The sequence below is a fragment of the Bacillus sp. 01N45 genome (assembly GCF_056399205.1).
Map to the genome: position 1 here is coordinate 236,239 of NZ_JBFTQW010000001.1, position 16,676 is coordinate 252,914.

Below are 16,676 nucleotides of genomic sequence, written 5' to 3' on the forward strand. Positions count from 1 at the left end.
TTATTTTTTCTCGCCCATTTTTTCCAAATACAGCAATGCATCATCCAGCGTATCAACTGGTACAACTTTCATTTTTGTTTTAATATCTTTCGCAGCCTCAAGCGCATCTTTATAATTCGATTTCTCCGCACCTTTTTCATTTGGCGCAAAGAACACTTCAGCACCAGCATCACTTGCAGCAACCACTTTTTGCTGAATACCACCAATCGGACCAATTTCTCCCTTTTCATTTATCGTCCCTGTTCCAGCTATTTCATGCCCTCTTGTTAAATCATCTTCCACAAGTTGATTATATATTTCTAATGTAAACATTAGGCCTGCCGATGGTCCGCCTATTTCATGAGAATCAATTTTCACTTTCGGATCTACCATTAATTCTCTTTCAGTAACGATAGAAACCCCTATACCAACACGCCCATTTCCATTCGGAATGGTCTTTACATTTAAATTTTCTTTTAACTGTTTTCCATTTCTCTTGTACTCAATATTTACTGCTTCCCCTTCTTTTTTCCCTGTCATATATTCAATAAATTGCTCCGTCTTTTCAAATGTTTTTCCGTCGACAGCTATGATGACATCTCCAAGCTTAAGCTTTCCTTCTGACGGCATCCCTTTCGCTACTCCTGCAACCAATACACCTTTATTTTCAAAAGAAACAGTACGGTTTGCACGTTTATACGCATTATAGATTGCTGCATTTTGCGAATCTTTCATCGCATAATTTTGGCGAAATTGATATTCTTCATCACTCTCACCTTTTTGCAATATTTCTTCCGCTTTCGAAATATGTGTATATTTATTAAACTGTGCCGCTATTAAATTCACCACATTTGCTGGTCCCATTGAAACCGTAACAAGCATAAAATCACCGGATTCTTTCGTTCCACCCTCAACTTGAACGTAAGGCTCTAATTTGGCCGCCATTCCTGGTTTTGTTACATAATACGGTAAACGTACGTAAACAAGTAACATCGCCAATATAACCCCTATTAAAATTGCATATATAAACCGAAAACGCTTAAACATTATGTTTCTCCTTCCACTGCTCAATTAATAAATAAATATTTGCAACATGTTTTTCCGCCTCTACTTCTCCAACTCGAATAATGTCTTCAATGTTTGTAAAAGCACGTGAACTAAATTGTTCTACAGCTGGTCGCATCATTAAATCCGATGCAATTTGTCGATTCATCACCAGCTCATGTTGCATAATTTCAATACTCTGCATAATTACATCATAAATAGACGTAACCTCTCCATTCACTTTAATCGGCGATACATCAACAGCAATAACAATATCGGCACCTAACTCTTTCACAACCGATACTGGAATGCGATCAATCACTCCGCCATCCACCAATAATCGTCCATCTATCTTTTCTGGTACAAACACTCCAGGTACAGATATGCTAGCTCTCACAGCCTCTGCAACAGGACCACTTGTAAAAACTACTTTTTCCCCCTTCAAGATGTCAGTAGCCACAACAGCCGTCGGGATATCTAACTCTTCTAAATTTTTATTATATGTAAACATTTTAATCATATCTTTGACACGTTTTCCAGCAATAAATCCCATTTTCGGAACTGTAAAATCTAAATAATATTTCCTCTTAAAAACATTTGCCAGTTTATACAACCTTTCAACGTTTGAGCTAGCTGCATAAAACGTACCTACTAAAGCCCCCATACTACTTCCTGCAATCATATGAATCGGTATACCATTTTCTCTTAAAACTTTTATAACACCAATATGCGCAAACCCTTTTGCGCCCCCAGATCCAAGAGCTAAACCAATTTTCGGTTCTTTCATTTTTCTCACCCTTTAATTTTTTTCATTCCTTTTTCATACTTATGGTCTAAATGCACTACGTATCCACGTATACTGAAATGAACGTTTTTTGGGACAAAGGGGGATTTACTTACATGTATGAAAAATGGAAAACGGCTTTTCTTACCCTATCAACACTATTTTTAACCTTTTCTCTTGTACTTCACCCCCAAGCTGCTTTGCAAGCTTCCATTCGAGGGTTAAATATATGGTGGGAAGTTGTATTCCCTTCACTTTTACCGTTTTTCATCATTGCGGAACTTCTAATTAGTATTGGTGTTGTAAAATTTATAGGTGTTATATTAGAACCACTCATGCGACCACTTTTTCGCGTTCCAGGGATAGGCGGATTTGTTTGGGCAATGGGAATGGCTTCTGGATTCCCTGCTGGCGCCAAATTAAGCGCTAGACTACGTAAAAGTAATCAGCTAACACAAATCGAAGCAGAACGCCTCGTATCTTTTACAAACTCATCTAATCCACTTTTTATTTTTGGAGCTGTTTCTATCGGTTTTTTCAATAATCCGAAATTAGGAATCGTATTAGCTGCTGCACATTATTTAAGTAACTTTGCCGTCGGGTTATTGATGCGTTTTTACGGCAATAACAATATTTCCACGAAGGATCAACATCCTACTAAAAAACGTCCTTTTCAAAACCCTTTTTCAGTCCTACACGAGACGCGCATGCAAGAAAAAAGACCATTAGGAAAATTACTTGGGGACGCTATCGTTTCTTCTATTCAAACGTTACTTATGATTGGTGGATTTATTATTTTATTCTCTGTTTTAAATAAAATGATTACTGTATTTCATATTACAGCAGCACTTTCTTTTATTATGCAACATATTTTATCATTCTTCCAACTAACTACAGAATTTAGTATTCCAATCTTATCAGGCATTTTTGAAATGACACTCGGTAGCCAAATGATTAGTCAAATAAATGAAACACCCCTCCTGCAGCAAGCTATGGTAACAAGCTTTATTTTAGCGTTTAGCGGCCTTTCTATTCAGGCACAAGTTGCTAGCATATTAGCTGAAACAGACATCCGATTTAAGCCCTATTTTTTCGCACGAATTATCCAAAGTATTCTGGCTCCTATTTTTACTTTTATATTTTGGAAACCATTTTATGAAAAAGTAAGCTCTTTTTCACCTATGCAAAAAGATATCCCCGTATTTTTATCGAATCATTCTTCTATACTGCAAGAAATTTGGACATCTTTTGTACACTATGGACCGATCTTTACTTTATTTTGTTTATATGTATATGTTATCTTATTATTTTTTCGTAGCAACAAAGAAAAACCCCGTTCACTTTAACGGGGTTTGAAACTTTTCTTTTAAAGCACGTTCTACAACAGGAGGTACAAGATCTACTACGCTTCCTCCATATCTCGCAACTTCTTTTACAATGCTCGAGCTTAAAAATGAATATTGGTTATTTGTCATAATAAAAAAGGTTTCAATATTTTCATCTAATTTTCGATTCATAGAAGTAATTTGCATCTCATATTCAAAATCAGAAACCGCTCGTAACCCACGCAAAATCGCGTTTGCATTACGCATTTTCGCATACTCCACTAGTAGTCCACTATGTGAATCTACTTTTACATTCGGGATATCCTTTGTTGCTTCTCGAATTAAATCTAAGCGCTCTTCAACTGAAAAGAACGGTTTTTTTGACGAGTTGTTTAAAACTACTACGTATACCTCATCAAATACTTTTGCTCCCCTTTTAATAATATCCAGATGCCCAAGGGTAATTGGATCAAAACTTCCCGAAGAAATAGCTATACTAGTCATTCCGTCCCCTCACCTTCATACTTATAAATCGATATTGCTGTAATCCCATAATTTTCAGCTCTTACTTTTACAAGACTCCCTATAGAATCAGGTAAAACCACATCATTACCATGCTCTGACATAATTAATCCATCTCTATGTAGCAATCCATGTTGATCCATCACACTAATTAAAGATACAATTTTTTGATCTTTATATGGAGGATCAATTAGTATAAGATCGAATGATATTTCACGTTTTATAAGAGCCTTTACCGCACGTTCTGCATCATTTCGATATACTTCAGCTTGTTCCTGTATTCGACAACTTTCTAAATTTTGATGGATTACTTTTATCGCTTTATTATCTCGATCAACAAAAATTGCTTTATCAATCCCTCTACTTATAGCCTCGATTCCAAGACCACCACTACCGCCAAATAAATCAAGAGCGATACCACCATCAAAATAAGGACCTATCATATTAAAGATTGATTCTTTTACTTTATCTGTCGTTGGACGTGTTGTATTACCTGGCACCGCTTTTAGTGGATGCCCTTTACATTTTCCTGAAACTACTCTCATCTGTTGTCACTACCTTTATTTCAATCTATCGAGCAATTATAGAAAACCTTTCTCCATTCGGTAACCGCTACCAAACTATACTATTCCATGAAATTTTCCATTCATTTCTCAACGAACAATAGGAGAACTTTGGCTTAAAATAACCGCTCTGCATTTTTATGTATTCATCTCACCATGCGCTAACACGAACCCAATATGTATATTCGTTTCACTTTATCTTTTTTATCCTATCATAAAATAAAAAAAAGAAAAATAAAAAGCCAAACATAAAATTTAATTTCATGATGTATATCTTCATTTAGATTGGACATAAATAATTATAACAACATCACCTTCGATGTTGTTGCCAACCGCGGAGAAGACTTACGTTTCCCCATAAGTTCTTCCTCCGGTTTCTCCTCTCCCTTTGCCTTCTTACTAGTACATGCTAGTATAAGAAGGGCCCTGCTTTGCAGGGTTTTTTTTCTTTGTCTACTTTTCATTTAAAAAGTGAGATGGTACAGTAAGTAAAAGAAAGAGGAGGAAAAAATATGATTCAACGCTTTATAGAACTCGGAGAAGGCTACTCTGATTTATATGAATTACTTGAAATTGCCAAAGCAAATCAAGAACGTATAACACATATGTTACAATTTGAAACGATTAAAAATGAAAAAAAAGTGTGCTCACTTGTTGTAATATTAAAACCAACTACTACTGGTGATTTCCAACCATTATACATATGTCGTGAAGGCATTCCTGTACTTGAAAATAAAAAAAGTAAACGCGTCATTTTATTTGAAGAAACGGCAGAACAACTAGGAAGAAAAGTGACTACCTTTACGGTAAAACCATCCACAACTTTCCCAGAAAAAGAACTGTTTTTCAATCATTTAATTGGTATTTTACGAATGAATAATTTCATTCCTCCAATGAAATAAAGTGTTATTTCAAGTAAAAAAATCCCCTACTAAAATTAGCAGGGGATTTTTTCTATTAACTATAATCGTATTCTTTTGCCCGATCAGGACGTGAATTTTCAAATTCCGTTTTTAAATACGGGCGGTACGACTGTTCTATCTTCTTTACAAAAGGAAGTTTGTTCAACTTTTGCATCATATGCTCAATTTGTTCCATATCACAATATACTACTGCGTATTTTAAGCGTTTTGATATGTAATGTATGTTACCATATTTCCTTAAAATCTTGGCATGTTTCAATGAATGTAAATAAACAATCATACTTTGTCGTTGCCCGAACATAATCTTCTCCATCTTCTCCTTTTAAAAACATATATTTTATATTTTATGAAAACCAATCAGAAATTTATGACATTACAGGACAAACTCTGTATACGTTTTCTTCTATCTTCTAAAAAACGGGGTAATTTACCCCGTTTTACAGCCACAACCTCCGCCGGTACCACAACCGCCACCACAGCCACCAGCATCAAAAAATGGATTTCCTGTTGGAACTTTGATGGAAGAAGACACCTCAGAACCGATTGCTACACTAACTTCATCTAACAACTTTTGCAAAGCTGTTTCTACTCGTTTAAAAGCTGCAACCTTATCATGTAAGTCTACAGAACGCTTTAACTCCCTCATTTTCGTCGAAACGAAAGTATAATCAGGATGGTATTTACCGAAACGTTGCACTTCTTCATATCGTTCTTTCATCGCTGTAAATTGCTGAATTAACGTCTGAACTTCCATATCTTCATGCAATTCTTTATAACACTTACGATAGTCTTCTGCTATATCTGAACAGATAATCGCTTTTGCAAGCTGCTCTGCCTTATCTAATATCAATACGCTTTCCAGCGTCGCTACAATCATGAGAGACACCTCCGAGTATTCATCATACCACATTTAGAATAGAACTACTAATTGAAGTGTCTCACTAAACAGAAAGATATCACTCTAACTATTTTCCGTATAATCCCAGCACATACTTATACATTAATATGTTCCGCAATATTATATTTCAGAACATCCCATTTCCCACTATTTTCTTTCACATAACTAATACATGCATTTTTTAATGGTGTCTTAAACGAAATATCTTCCGGTGCAATTGCATGTAAAATTGCTTTTATCGCATGTGAATGAGCTACAATGATAATACGTTTGCCAGAATGGGTTTCTGCAACATCTTTTATAGCAGCAAAGCAACGAGTTACAATCTCTTCATCTTGCTCCATACCTTCTACTTTACCTTCTGCAATTAGCTCCCTAACAGTCGCAACCGGCTTCCCAGAAGCTTCACCAAAATTACGTTCAACAAATCGCTCATCTAATAAAATCGATTGCAATCCTGCAGCCCCTGCAATTTCCTTAGCTGTTTCGTGCGCTCTAATTAATGGGCTACTTATAATTACATCCCATGCTTCCGCTTGCAAAGCAACTGCACTTTGACTTGCTTGCTTCTTTCCCACTTCATTAAGTGGAATATCTTCACGTCCCTGAATAATCTCTTGAAAATTCCAATCAGTTTGTCCATGTCGTACTAAACAAATTTCCGTCATGCTCATGCTGCAACTCCTTTTTAAATAATCCGCTTCTATTGTATCAAAAGTTCTGCATGACGGACATAGTTTTCCCTTCCAATTATGTTGTATTTTGCTGCTTCATATACTGAAACATATCGATCATAATGGAGGCAACTGCCAATTGGTTTTGAAATTTCTCAACTTTATCTGGTATCGTTTTTTTGAAATGCTGCATAGCCGCTAACTCAAATGCCTCTTTTTCTTCAGGGTTTCGCGTTAGTTTTCTATACCAGTACGGTTGTTCCCTAATATAGCGAGATAAATCCTCATCAGCCTTTATAAACTCCATAATTTCTGCTCTCATCCGCTTTCCCCCTAATCCTTCTGAAAGAAAAATGGATTATTTTCGGAAGTACTTTCTTCTTGCCGCGCGGGCTTCCCTTGAAATTGTTGAAAAACTTGTTGCACACTACCAATAGCACTCGTCACATTAGCTAAATGGTGTTGCATCTGTTCCACATCTAGCTTTTTAAAGAAAGAAAGCATTTGTCCCATCACATCAGCAGTTTTTTCCTCTTCAGTTCGATTATCTTTTTCTTTTTCTTTTTCTTGTTTATTTTCTTTTACCGAAGAAAAAGCTGGCGCTCCATCAGGCCTAAAAGTTGCCCATATCGGATCTTCTTCACCAAGTAAGTACCATTCTTCATAAAACTGTTGCCAAGTTTTGTGACCACTTCTAACCTCATGAACCATTTTAGGGTGATGGTTTACAAACTCTTTAAACTGTTGAACCGATGGATGTAACGGTCCTTTTGTTGTTGGCATAATCCTCACCTCTTCATGTATATCTACTATATAGTAAGAAAAAAAAGGCACATGGTTCGCCTATTTTTAGACGATTCATGCACCTTTTTATCCTGCTATTTGCATACGGTAAGATTCCGACCTACACTTCAGTGAATACGAAGTACTTAAACGTGAGGTTTCCCCTACACAACTTAAAATTTCACTTTATTTTCGAATAAAGTTTTGTGTATAAAACTTATCGTATACCCCAACACCTAATCCTGTAAATTGTTCATTTAATACATTCTTTCTATGCCCTTCACTATTTAACCAACCTTGCACCGCCGCAATTCCATCACTATGTTGCGCCGCTATGTTCTCACCAGCAAGTTGAAACCCTACTTTCCCGCGCTGTAAACGATCTCCTAACGTACCTAGTGTAGGTGAATCGTGTGAAAAGTAATTATTATCCTTCATATCTTTACTATGCCCTATAGCCACCTCTGCTGTTTGTTGATCCCAAGCTAACAGCGGTAACTTATGGCGACTTCGAATAATATTTGTTAAATCAAAAATTTGTTGCATATTCCCATTCTCTATTTGTTTCATTTTATCTGGAGTCAATGGTTGTTCAGCTAGTAATTCACCCGAATAAACAAGCTGATACGGTCTTTGGCGTAATAACGTTTCATCATCCATATAACGAACACCAACAAGCTCATGTGTAAAATGATCAAAATATAATTGTGCCCAGCCATCTTCTACAGGTATTAATGGTTGTTCCATCACTTCCGTGTCAGATAACTCAAATTGATAACTATTTTTCCCTCTTTTTAACGAAATCTCATGCGAGAGTGGATTTTTTTTATACACTTCTTCATACTTTTCATTTATATAATAAGGCGGCACCTTAACCTGCTCACCAGCAACATACGCCGTTACAACTTTTCGTTCTGCAACTCCAAATTGAACATACTTAGTTAAATCTTGATTATATACCCACCATTCATATCCGTAAGCAGATGGCTCTATTCGAGATGGTTCGCCCCATTTTGCTAATAAATTTTCAGAGTCCCCACCAATCATATTTAAAACAGTATCGGAAGAGTCTTCATTTACTTGTTTTTTCTTTTTCACAATTTTATTTTCTTGCTTTGATTGAGATGGGGTTAATATATATTGTGAAACGAGTAATTTCCCGTATAAATCAACAGCTAAAATTAAAAATGTAATCATTACGATACGCAATAATTTCTTCAATCGATATACCTCCTGCACAAAACATAAAATTGAGATATACACAAATCCTTTTCTTTCCTTTTTTGTGTGTACCGTACTCTTTTCACTATATCATATTTTCGCAAAAAAAGTCTGGATTCTACCTTTTCTCTCAATATGAATTGCACTTTCTTATTATTCATACTATTATAAAAATAATGATGTAACATGAAAAGAGGAGGTATTATATGCAATTTACAAATACGAAATTTAATGGGGCAGTCGTTGATTTAACACTATTAACAGAGATTATGGAAAAGAACCATTTTGTACTTGCTGGACAGTGGGATTATGAACGAGTTACATACGATTATAAATTTGAAATATTAAATGATATTTATTATTTGCGCGTACAAGGTTTGGCTGTTGAAGGTGATGTTGGTAGCAGACACGCTGAAATAAAGCTACTTCCTCCCTTATTAGGAAAACATTATTATCCTCACGGCGTTGAATATGGTGATGGTGAAACTTTCCCAACGAATGTACTTCAAAAAAGCGAACAACTCCTACAAAATATCGAAAAAGAGTTAAAAGAGTTCCAAATCATTGAGTAAATAGAAAAAGCGCATCATATTGATGCGCTTTTTCTATTTATCTTACTTAAGAATGAATCGTCTTTTTGACTGGATACCCATAAATAGTTCCATCCTTTACTTTAATCTCATCTTCCCAAGGAACCTTATATTTACCTTCAGCTAAATCTTTTACAAACGTATACGGGTTTTCTTTCACCCCTCCAGGAGTCGCTACATATCCCCTTGAACCTAAATTATATATATTATTTTCGAGACCCCATCCTAATCTAGCCTGATCTGCTAGCTCTGGATATACTTCGGCAGTAACAATCTCCCAAGGATTTCGGTGTCCCTGCACTAAAGTAGTCCCATCAAAATTACAAACTTGTCCTTCACCAAAGTAATAAAATACCCCATCATAACCCGCTAAGTTCACTGACAATGTATACATTAAGTTTTGCCATGCATTCGAACGATTAGTTAACATCCATTGTTCACTAACTTGTGTGCTATATCCAGAAATACGAATCAAGACATTTGCACCTTTATAAGCTGCTTCACGAGCTACTTCAGGAAACATACCATCATGACAAATACAAACAGCTAATTTACTTCCTCCAGGTCCATCACAAACAGGTAAGCCTAAATCTCCAGCTTTCCAAGGTTCGACTGGCACCCAAGGATTTAGCTTACGATACTTCAAAATCATTTCACCTTGTGGATCAATAATTATTGCTGTATTATACGGTTCTCCACCATCAGGGTTTCTTTCCATTATAGAAAAAACACCATATACCTCAGACTCTTTACATGCCTCAGCAAACAAGTCTGTTTCTGGCCCAGGAACTGTACATAAAAACTCTTCTGTAGTCCATTTTTTTGTATTAAGCCCTTGTGTACTATATTCTGGAAATACTATCAATTCCAATCCAGGATACCCTGATTTAGTTGAATGAATTGTTTTTATGATCTGTTTAATTTGTTTATCAATGTCTGCACGTGACTCTACTACCGGTACTGGATATTGTATTAATGCTGTTAAAAAACCACTAATTGGCTTTACCATACTTCCACTACTACCCATTTAAATTCCCCCTTAAAATAGTTCTTGTTTATTAAAGATAACAATATAAATTTGTAACTCTCTAAAAAACTTGCACTACACATGGAATCATTACGTATTAAAGCTAGTAGTAAATCTTATATCCACTTTTAGTACATGCCTACACTAACTTAACATGAATAAATTGAAAATTCAATCTTTTTATAGTTTACTAAAACTAAAAAAGTGTATGGAAACCCATACACTTTTTTACTTAGTTTGTAAATATGGCGGTAATTGTTGCAACTGCTCTTTATCTTTTTCACGTTCTCTACGTGCCCACCTAAAAAATACATAACCAATAATCGTACCGTACACTATTTCCTGGACAATTTTCATAATGATGCCACCTGTTTGTTGATCTTGTACGACTGGCATCCAGTGTAAAAATTCTGGTCCAGTTATATTTAAATCAGATAAAGTTCCCGCTGGTACACATAGTTCCATCGCCTTCATCCAAGCAGCCGGATCCGTATACGTTGCAAATAATGGCGCCGTCGCAAAAATGATTAACGCGCAAGCTGGCGTTAATAATATACCGTTAGCAAACATATAACCCAGTTTCTTTATATCACTTAACGTTTGATATTCTGGTAATGGATTTAGCATCGGCCACCACATCATGATTGCCGTAAAGAACAATATAGCGAGACAAATAGGATGAGCAATTTGACTTTGTTTTACTGTATCAAAAACAACTGGTAAATGATAAAAAGAAAACAGGCCATTAAATACAAACAATGCAATAAGTGGCTTAGCAAATATCTTCAATATAATTTGAACGAACTTAAAAGAAGTAATATAACGATATAACCAAACTGGTATACCAAGCAACAATAACGGTGGAACTGCAATATACATAACTGCCATTTCAAACATATGTGCACTAAATATAATATGACCAATTAAATCAATAGGCCCTCCCTTTACAAAATACAAAAGAACAATCCCGGTCGTAAAATAAAAAACTTGCTTCTTACTTACCTTTTTCGCATGTTCAAATCGCATTCTATATGGCCCAATAATTAAAAAGTACCCGATAAGGATCGAAAGCATAAATAGTAAAAAGATTGGACTCCATAGAGCTTGAAAACCAAATATCCACAAGTTACTCATTGTCACACCTACCTTCTTAAGGTTATCCTTTCACATAACATGAAGAGGGAGCTGTGACGACACAAGCTCCCTTATTCTTCACTTTTCAAATCCACACAATTGTCATAAAAGCTAAAATTGTAATTAACCCGATCAACAGACCAGAATAAAGAAAGAAACTTGCCGCTTCATGTCCTTTATGACTCATATGCATAAAATAATACAATTGAAAAATTACTTGTACCACTGCTAATAGTAAAATAAATGGTACTGAGAAAGTCGGACTAAAAGTTTTCGGATATGCGACTGCTGCAAATGCAACTAATGTTAAAAAAATCATTAATGCAAATGTAATAACTTGATGCTTCATTTCCTCCGCACTTTTTCTCTTCCGATAAACAAGATCAACTTTAGGATTATTCATTTGCTTTATCGCCATTGTTTATCCCACCATTCCCATCAAATATACTACAGTGAAAATAAACACCCAAACTACGTCAATAAAGTGCCAATAAATCGATGCAACATAAAACTTCGGTGCATTGTATAAATTTAGACCTCTCTTCGCATTTCTAAAGATTAATGTTAAAATCCAACATAATCCAAACAATACGTGGAGACCATGTGTACCAACAAGAGCATAAAACGCGGAACCAAATGCACTACTTCTCATAGTATGCTTAAATTCATGCGTATAATGATAAAACTCATATATCTCAAATGCTAAAAACCCTAAACCTAGCAACACTGTTACTAATAGCCAAAGTTGCATTTTCTTAAAGTTAAAGTTTTTCATATGATACATCGCATATACGCTCGTTAAGCTACTCGTTAATAAAAGCATCGTCATAATGAAAACGAGTGGCATTTGGAACATCTCTTGAGATGTTGGTCCACCATTTGTAGAATTCTTTAACGCTAAATATGTGCCAAACAAGGAAGCGAACAATACTGTTTCGCCTCCAAGAAATAACCAAAAACCGACGAACTTATTTTTTCCCTCAAGGGTTGCTTTTTCAGGCTCTGCTGGAAATGTTTCATTCGTTAATTTTTCATCTACATGCATTATGCCTTGCCCCCCTTATCTTCCTTATGAATATGATATCCATGATCATCGATTACTGAACGTAGGAACATTGTACCAAATGTAATGATTAAACCGATAATTGCTACTAATAACCAAAACTTATCTTTTCCACCCTGCATATACATTGCACCGAATGCCGCTATAAACAATCCTAAAGAAATGATAAATGGTGAAAACGATGGATTTGGCATATGAATATCACCAATTGGTTCCGCCGCTGTCATTTCTTTATTCCCTTCACGTTTTTCAATCCAAAACGGATCTAACCCGCGAACAAATGGTAATTGTTTAAAGTTATATTCTGGTGTTGGTGCTGGCATTGTCCATTCTAATGTACGTGCATCCCATGGATCACGACCAGCCTTTTCTTTTGAAACTGTCGTTTTAATTACATTGAATAGAAGAACAATCGTTCCAAGAGCCATAAATACCGCTCCAATAGAACTAATCATATTCCCCATTTCCAACCCTTGGCCTTCAAGATATGTGTAGTAACGACGTGGCATACCAATTAAACCAAGGAAATGCTGTATGAAGAACGTTAAATGGAAACCGATAAAGAATAGCCAAAATGTTATCTTTCCTAACGTTTCATTCAATACTTTATTAAACATCAGTGGCCAATAATAATGAGCTCCTGCAAGTAAACCAAATACAACACCGCCGACAATTACATAATGAAAGTGAGCTACTACGAAATAGTTATCATGAAATTGATAATCCGCTGGTGCAGATGCTAGCATAACACCTGTAACTCCACCCATTACGAATGATGGAATGAAAGCTACTGCCCACATCATCGGTGTCGTAAAACGAATACTTCCTCCCCACATCGTAAAGAGCCAGTTGAATATTTTAATACCGGTCGGTACTGCAATCGCCATTGTTGCAACTGAGAAAATAGCATTTGCAACTGGACCAAGTCCAACAGTAAACATATGATGCGCCCATACCATAAATCCTAAGAATCCAATTAATACTGTCGCGAACACCATCGACGAATAACCAAATAATCGTTTTTTCGAAAATGTCGCGAAGATTTCTGAGAATATTCCGAAAGCTGGGAGTATAAGAATGTATACTTCTGGATGACCGAAAATCCAGAATAAATGCTCCCATATAATCGTATTCCCGCCCAATGCTGGATTAAAGAAACTTGTTCCAAATAAACGATCTAACATTAAAAGTCCTAATCCTACAGTTAACGGCGGAAAAGCGAATAATATTAGAGAAGATGTTACAAATGTCGTCCATGTAAACATCGGCATACGCATATACGTCATTCCTGGCGCACGCATATTAATAATGGTTACAAGGAAGTTAATACCTCCAATTAATGTACCAATACCGGAGATTTGCAAGCCGAGTACATAAAAATCAACACCATGGCCTTTAGAGGCTAAAGCTAAAGATGCATAAGATGTCCAGCCTGCATCAGGTGCTCCACCTAAAAACCAACTTAAATTTAAAAATACTCCACCAAAGAAAAACAACCAAAATCCGAGTGAATTCAAAAACGGGAACGCTACATCACGTGCACCAATTTGAAGTGGTACAGCGGCGTTCATAAATGCAAACACGAGTGGCATAGCTGCGAGGAAAATCATTGTTGTACCGTGCATCGTTAATATTTGATTATAAGCATCCCCAACAAGAAAAGCGTTGTTAGGAATCGCTAATTGAAGGCGAATAAATAGAGCTTCTATTCCGCCTATTATAAAAAACAATCCACCTGCAATTAAATAGAGAATGGCAATCTTTTTATGGTCTACTGTCGTTAAATAATCCCATATGACAGCACCCATCCCCTGTTTTTTTGCTACAGAACTCACGTTTTCAACCTCCCCTTCGCGAATAATCCCTCTTTACTTTTCAACTTTTAACGTTTGTAAGTATGCATTTAATGCATCAATTTGATCATCCGTTAAGTTGCCATATTTACCAGTCATTTTATTTCCTGGTTTCATATTTTCAGGATCTTTCAGCCATTTTTTTAAGTTTTCTTCATTGTTTTCGGCAATACCGGCAACCATATCGCGATCCGCAAAGTTTGCTAAGTTTGGTGCGATACGAGCGGAAGGTGGTCTACTATCATTAGATCCAACTGCGTGACAACCAATACAGCTTTTATTAAATATTTCTTGGCCCTCTTGCGCCTTTGTTGAAGCTACTTCTTTCTTCCCATCAATCTTCTTCATATCAGCAAGCCACTTTTTGTACTCGCTTTCATCTAAAGCTTTCACTTTGAATTGCATTAAAGAATGTGATGGGCCGCAAAATTCTGTACAAAAACCATTATAAGTGCCCGATTTATCTGCCTTTAACCACATTTTGTTCACATTGTCTGTATTTGTATCCATTTTCCCAGCTAAAGATGGAACCCAAAACGAATGTTTAATATCGGCACCCTTCAAATTCAAATACACTTTCTTACCTGTGGGGATGACTAAATCTTGAGAAGTTACTATTTTTTCTGATTTATAAGAAAATTCCCACCAATAAAGATTCGCTGTTACATCAACAACGATAGTATCTTTATCAATATTCTTTTTCTCCATCGCACTTACATCAGCAAGTTTGAATGTATATGTAACCGTCGGAACAGCTAAGATTAACAAAAGAATAATCGGAATAACTGTCCAAATAATTTCTAGTTTGTGATTCCCTTCAACTTGCTCTGGAATATAATCTTCCTGACCTTTCTTTTGTCGGAAACGCACAATTACATATAAGAAAATAATAGTAACTACTAGTACTACTCCTACCATAATCGCAGTTGCTAGTAAGAGCAAATCATATTGCATTTTTGCTACTTCTCCTTGCGGAATTAAAGTAGATTGAAAGGCTTTACCGCATCCCCCTAACAGTAAAGCCAGCAGTGAAACGAACGAAAGCAGTCGCCACTGTTTCTTCATACAAACAACCCCCACTTTCCTTGTGAATTAGATTGTACTTTATAGTTAAGTAAAGTAAATCTCAACGTAAAGAAATCCAATTATGTCGTTGTCTTAGAAGAATGTAACTACAATCATTGATACAAATAAGATTGTTAAATAATTTAGGGAATAAACAAACATTTGTACGGACCATTTGATGTCATCTTGCTTACGGAAGCCATAAAATCCTAAAACGATCCATCCGATGTTTAACAATGTTGCAATTACCATAAATGTTATCCCTAGTCCACTCATATAAAATGGTAGTGGTAATAAACATACTGTCCAAATCATAATTTGGCGTTTCGTAATTTCAAATCCATGAACTACAGGAAGCATTGGAATTCCTGCATTTCGATATTCATCAACACGTTTCATCGCTAATGCGAGGAAATGTGGGATTTGCCAAATAAACATAATTAAAAATAACATCCAAGCAATTGGATGGCCTAAAGATGGATCGATTGCTGCCCATCCAATTAAAGGTGGAACTGCTCCAGATATACTACCTACAACAGTATTTAGTGTATACTTTCTCTTTGTCCATAACGTATATAAGACAACATATGTGAAAGCACCAATAAATCCCATTAATACTGCCATTGGTGTTGTTAATAATAAAAATACAAATCCAAGAAGTAATATAACTAGTCCAAATGTAAGTGCAAATCCCGGTTTATACTTCCCAGTAACTGTTGGACGGGTTTTTGTTCTTTCCATTAACGGGTCGATGTCTCGATCAATGTAGTTATTTAAACAACATACCCCTGCCATAATTAATCCAGAACCAACGATTGTAAAGAATAACTTATCCAGATTGTCCATCACACTTAATCCATTAAAATGTAATGCCAACCAAAATCCTGTAAATACAGTAAGTGTATTTGAGTTTACAATCCCCATTTTAACGAGCGCTGATAAATCTTGTAGCCGAGTTGTTTCCGGTACACTTGTAACAGCTGACTCATCATGCAGCTCACTTGTTGCATGGCTCATCACTTTAACCCCCTCTTAAAACTTTCATCTTTCTTTTTGCGCCTATTTCGAATGAAATATTTCGCTTCTATATAGCAATATTATTACAGTAGAAATATTGTTAATCCATTCTACTACTAATCTACGCCCATACTCCAATATATTAAATCATATTTCCCGAACATTTTGTGAAGAAAACATGAACTTTTTGTGTCGAATATAAAAACTTAAT

Annotated in this window: 20 protein-coding genes; 3 read left to right on the forward strand and 17 right to left on the reverse strand. The window is 35.8% G+C overall.

The features are described from left to right. Both AC1DMU_RS01100 and AC1DMU_RS01105 read right to left on the reverse strand, forming a co-directional pair. Positions 1-1,026 carry a SepM family pheromone-processing serine protease gene (locus AC1DMU_RS01100; RefSeq protein ID WP_000476311.1) on the reverse strand — a complete coding sequence of 342 codons (1,026 nt, stop codon included), beginning with the start codon at positions 1,024-1,026 and terminating at the stop codon, positions 1-3. Then, on the reverse strand, positions 1,019-1,810 hold the full coding sequence (locus tag AC1DMU_RS01105; RefSeq protein WP_000662602.1) for a patatin-like phospholipase family protein: 792 nt from the start codon (positions 1,808-1,810) through the stop codon (positions 1,019-1,021). The genes AC1DMU_RS01100 and AC1DMU_RS01105 overlap by 8 nt, the downstream gene beginning before the upstream one ends. A 113-nt stretch (positions 1,811-1,923) precedes the next feature. Here AC1DMU_RS01105 and ylbJ point away from each other — a divergent pair, with 113 nt between their 5' ends. Then, positions 1,924-3,153 (forward strand): sporulation integral membrane protein YlbJ, encoded by a 1,230-nt coding sequence (ylbJ, locus tag AC1DMU_RS01110; protein WP_088064314.1) that lies wholly within the window; start codon positions 1,924-1,926, stop codon positions 3,151-3,153. Here the strand turns inward: ylbJ and coaD are convergent. Both coaD and rsmD read right to left on the reverse strand, forming a co-directional pair. Further along, a complete protein-coding gene (gene coaD / locus AC1DMU_RS01115) occupies positions 3,145-3,636 on the reverse strand; it encodes a pantetheine-phosphate adenylyltransferase (protein WP_000200598.1) in 492 nt (163 codons plus the stop codon). The two genes, ylbJ and coaD, sit on opposite strands and share 9 nt — an antisense overlap. Continuing rightward, a complete protein-coding gene (rsmD, locus tag AC1DMU_RS01120) occupies positions 3,633-4,199 on the reverse strand; it encodes a 16S rRNA (guanine(966)-N(2))-methyltransferase RsmD (protein WP_001266975.1) in 567 nt (188 codons plus the stop codon). The genes coaD and rsmD overlap by 4 nt, the downstream gene beginning before the upstream one ends. Before the next feature lie 530 nt (positions 4,200-4,729). On the opposite strand from rsmD, the gene AC1DMU_RS01125 reads away from it, so the two are divergent. Further along, positions 4,730-5,119, forward strand: a complete 390-nt coding sequence (locus AC1DMU_RS01125; RefSeq protein WP_000616012.1) for a DUF7147 family protein — start codon at positions 4,730-4,732, stop codon at positions 5,117-5,119. 55 nt (positions 5,120-5,174) lie between these two features. Here the strand turns inward: AC1DMU_RS01125 and AC1DMU_RS01130 are convergent, their stop codons facing one another. The 6 genes from AC1DMU_RS01130 to AC1DMU_RS01155 all read right to left on the reverse strand — a co-directional run bounded on the left by AC1DMU_RS01130 (position 5,175) and on the right by AC1DMU_RS01155 (position 8,716). Beyond that, entirely contained in the window at positions 5,175-5,441 is a 267-nt protein-coding gene (locus AC1DMU_RS01130; RefSeq protein WP_002080814.1) for a YlbG family protein, read from the reverse strand. A gap of 126 nt (positions 5,442-5,567) precedes the next feature. Beyond that, complete coding sequence (locus AC1DMU_RS01135) at positions 5,568-6,017, reverse strand: YlbF/YmcA family competence regulator (protein ID WP_000634355.1); 450 nt, start codon at positions 6,015-6,017, stop codon at positions 5,568-5,570. Positions 6,018-6,133: 116 nt separating this feature from the next. Beyond that, the gene (locus AC1DMU_RS01140) at positions 6,134-6,706 is read right to left on the reverse strand and encodes a histidine phosphatase family protein (RefSeq protein ID WP_033657734.1); all 573 of its coding nucleotides are present in this window, start codon (positions 6,704-6,706) and stop codon (positions 6,134-6,136) included. Positions 6,707-6,788: 82 nt separating this feature from the next. Then, positions 6,789-7,034, reverse strand: coding sequence for a YlbE-like family protein (locus AC1DMU_RS01145; RefSeq protein WP_001200991.1), 246 nt, complete (start codon positions 7,032-7,034; stop codon positions 6,789-6,791). An 11-nt stretch (positions 7,035-7,045) separates the two neighbouring features. Continuing rightward, positions 7,046-7,495, reverse strand: a complete 450-nt coding sequence (ylbD, locus tag AC1DMU_RS01150; protein ID WP_001143337.1) for a YlbD family protein — start codon at positions 7,493-7,495, stop codon at positions 7,046-7,048. Between the two features lie 186 nt (positions 7,496-7,681). Beyond that, entirely contained in the window at positions 7,682-8,716 is a 1,035-nt protein-coding gene (locus AC1DMU_RS01155) for a CAP domain-containing protein (RefSeq protein WP_000735384.1), read from the reverse strand. A 206-nt stretch (positions 8,717-8,922) separates the two neighbouring features. Here AC1DMU_RS01155 and AC1DMU_RS01160 point away from each other — a divergent pair, with 206 nt between their 5' ends. Further along, positions 8,923-9,288 carry a YugN family protein gene (locus AC1DMU_RS01160; protein WP_001160938.1) on the forward strand — a complete coding sequence of 122 codons (366 nt, stop codon included), beginning with the start codon at positions 8,923-8,925 and terminating at the stop codon, positions 9,286-9,288. A gap of 46 nt (positions 9,289-9,334) precedes the next feature. Here the strand turns inward: AC1DMU_RS01160 and AC1DMU_RS01165 are convergent, their stop codons facing one another. From AC1DMU_RS01165 to ctaB, 7 genes are all read right to left on the reverse strand, one after another. Then, a complete protein-coding gene (locus AC1DMU_RS01165) occupies positions 9,335-10,333 on the reverse strand; it encodes a formamidase (protein ID WP_000535797.1) in 999 nt (332 codons plus the stop codon). Between the two features lie 228 nt (positions 10,334-10,561). Next, positions 10,562-11,467: a cytochrome c oxidase assembly factor CtaG gene (ctaG, locus tag AC1DMU_RS01170; RefSeq protein ID WP_000069010.1), complete on the reverse strand. Its 906-nt coding sequence runs from the start codon at positions 11,465-11,467 to the stop codon at positions 10,562-10,564. Between the two features lie 85 nt (positions 11,468-11,552). Then, on the reverse strand, positions 11,553-11,885 hold the full coding sequence (ctaF, locus tag AC1DMU_RS01175; protein WP_000985692.1) for a cytochrome c oxidase subunit IVB: 333 nt from the start codon (positions 11,883-11,885) through the stop codon (positions 11,553-11,555). A 3-nt stretch (positions 11,886-11,888) separates the two neighbouring features. Beyond that, positions 11,889-12,512, reverse strand: a complete 624-nt coding sequence (gene ctaE, locus AC1DMU_RS01180) for a cytochrome c oxidase subunit III (protein WP_000557858.1) — start codon at positions 12,510-12,512, stop codon at positions 11,889-11,891. Beyond that, positions 12,512-14,338, reverse strand: a complete 1,827-nt coding sequence (gene ctaD, locus AC1DMU_RS01185; RefSeq protein WP_476941472.1) for a cytochrome c oxidase subunit I — start codon at positions 14,336-14,338, stop codon at positions 12,512-12,514. The genes ctaE and ctaD overlap by 1 nt, the downstream gene beginning before the upstream one ends. Positions 14,339-14,398: 60 nt before the next feature. Next, complete coding sequence (gene coxB / locus AC1DMU_RS01190) at positions 14,399-15,448, reverse strand: cytochrome c oxidase subunit II (protein ID WP_000745278.1); 1,050 nt, start codon at positions 15,446-15,448, stop codon at positions 14,399-14,401. A gap of 93 nt (positions 15,449-15,541) precedes the next feature. Then, positions 15,542-16,465, reverse strand: a complete 924-nt coding sequence (gene ctaB / locus AC1DMU_RS01195) for a protoheme IX farnesyltransferase (RefSeq protein ID WP_000017546.1) — start codon at positions 16,463-16,465, stop codon at positions 15,542-15,544. Positions 16,466-16,676: the final 211 nt, after the last annotated feature.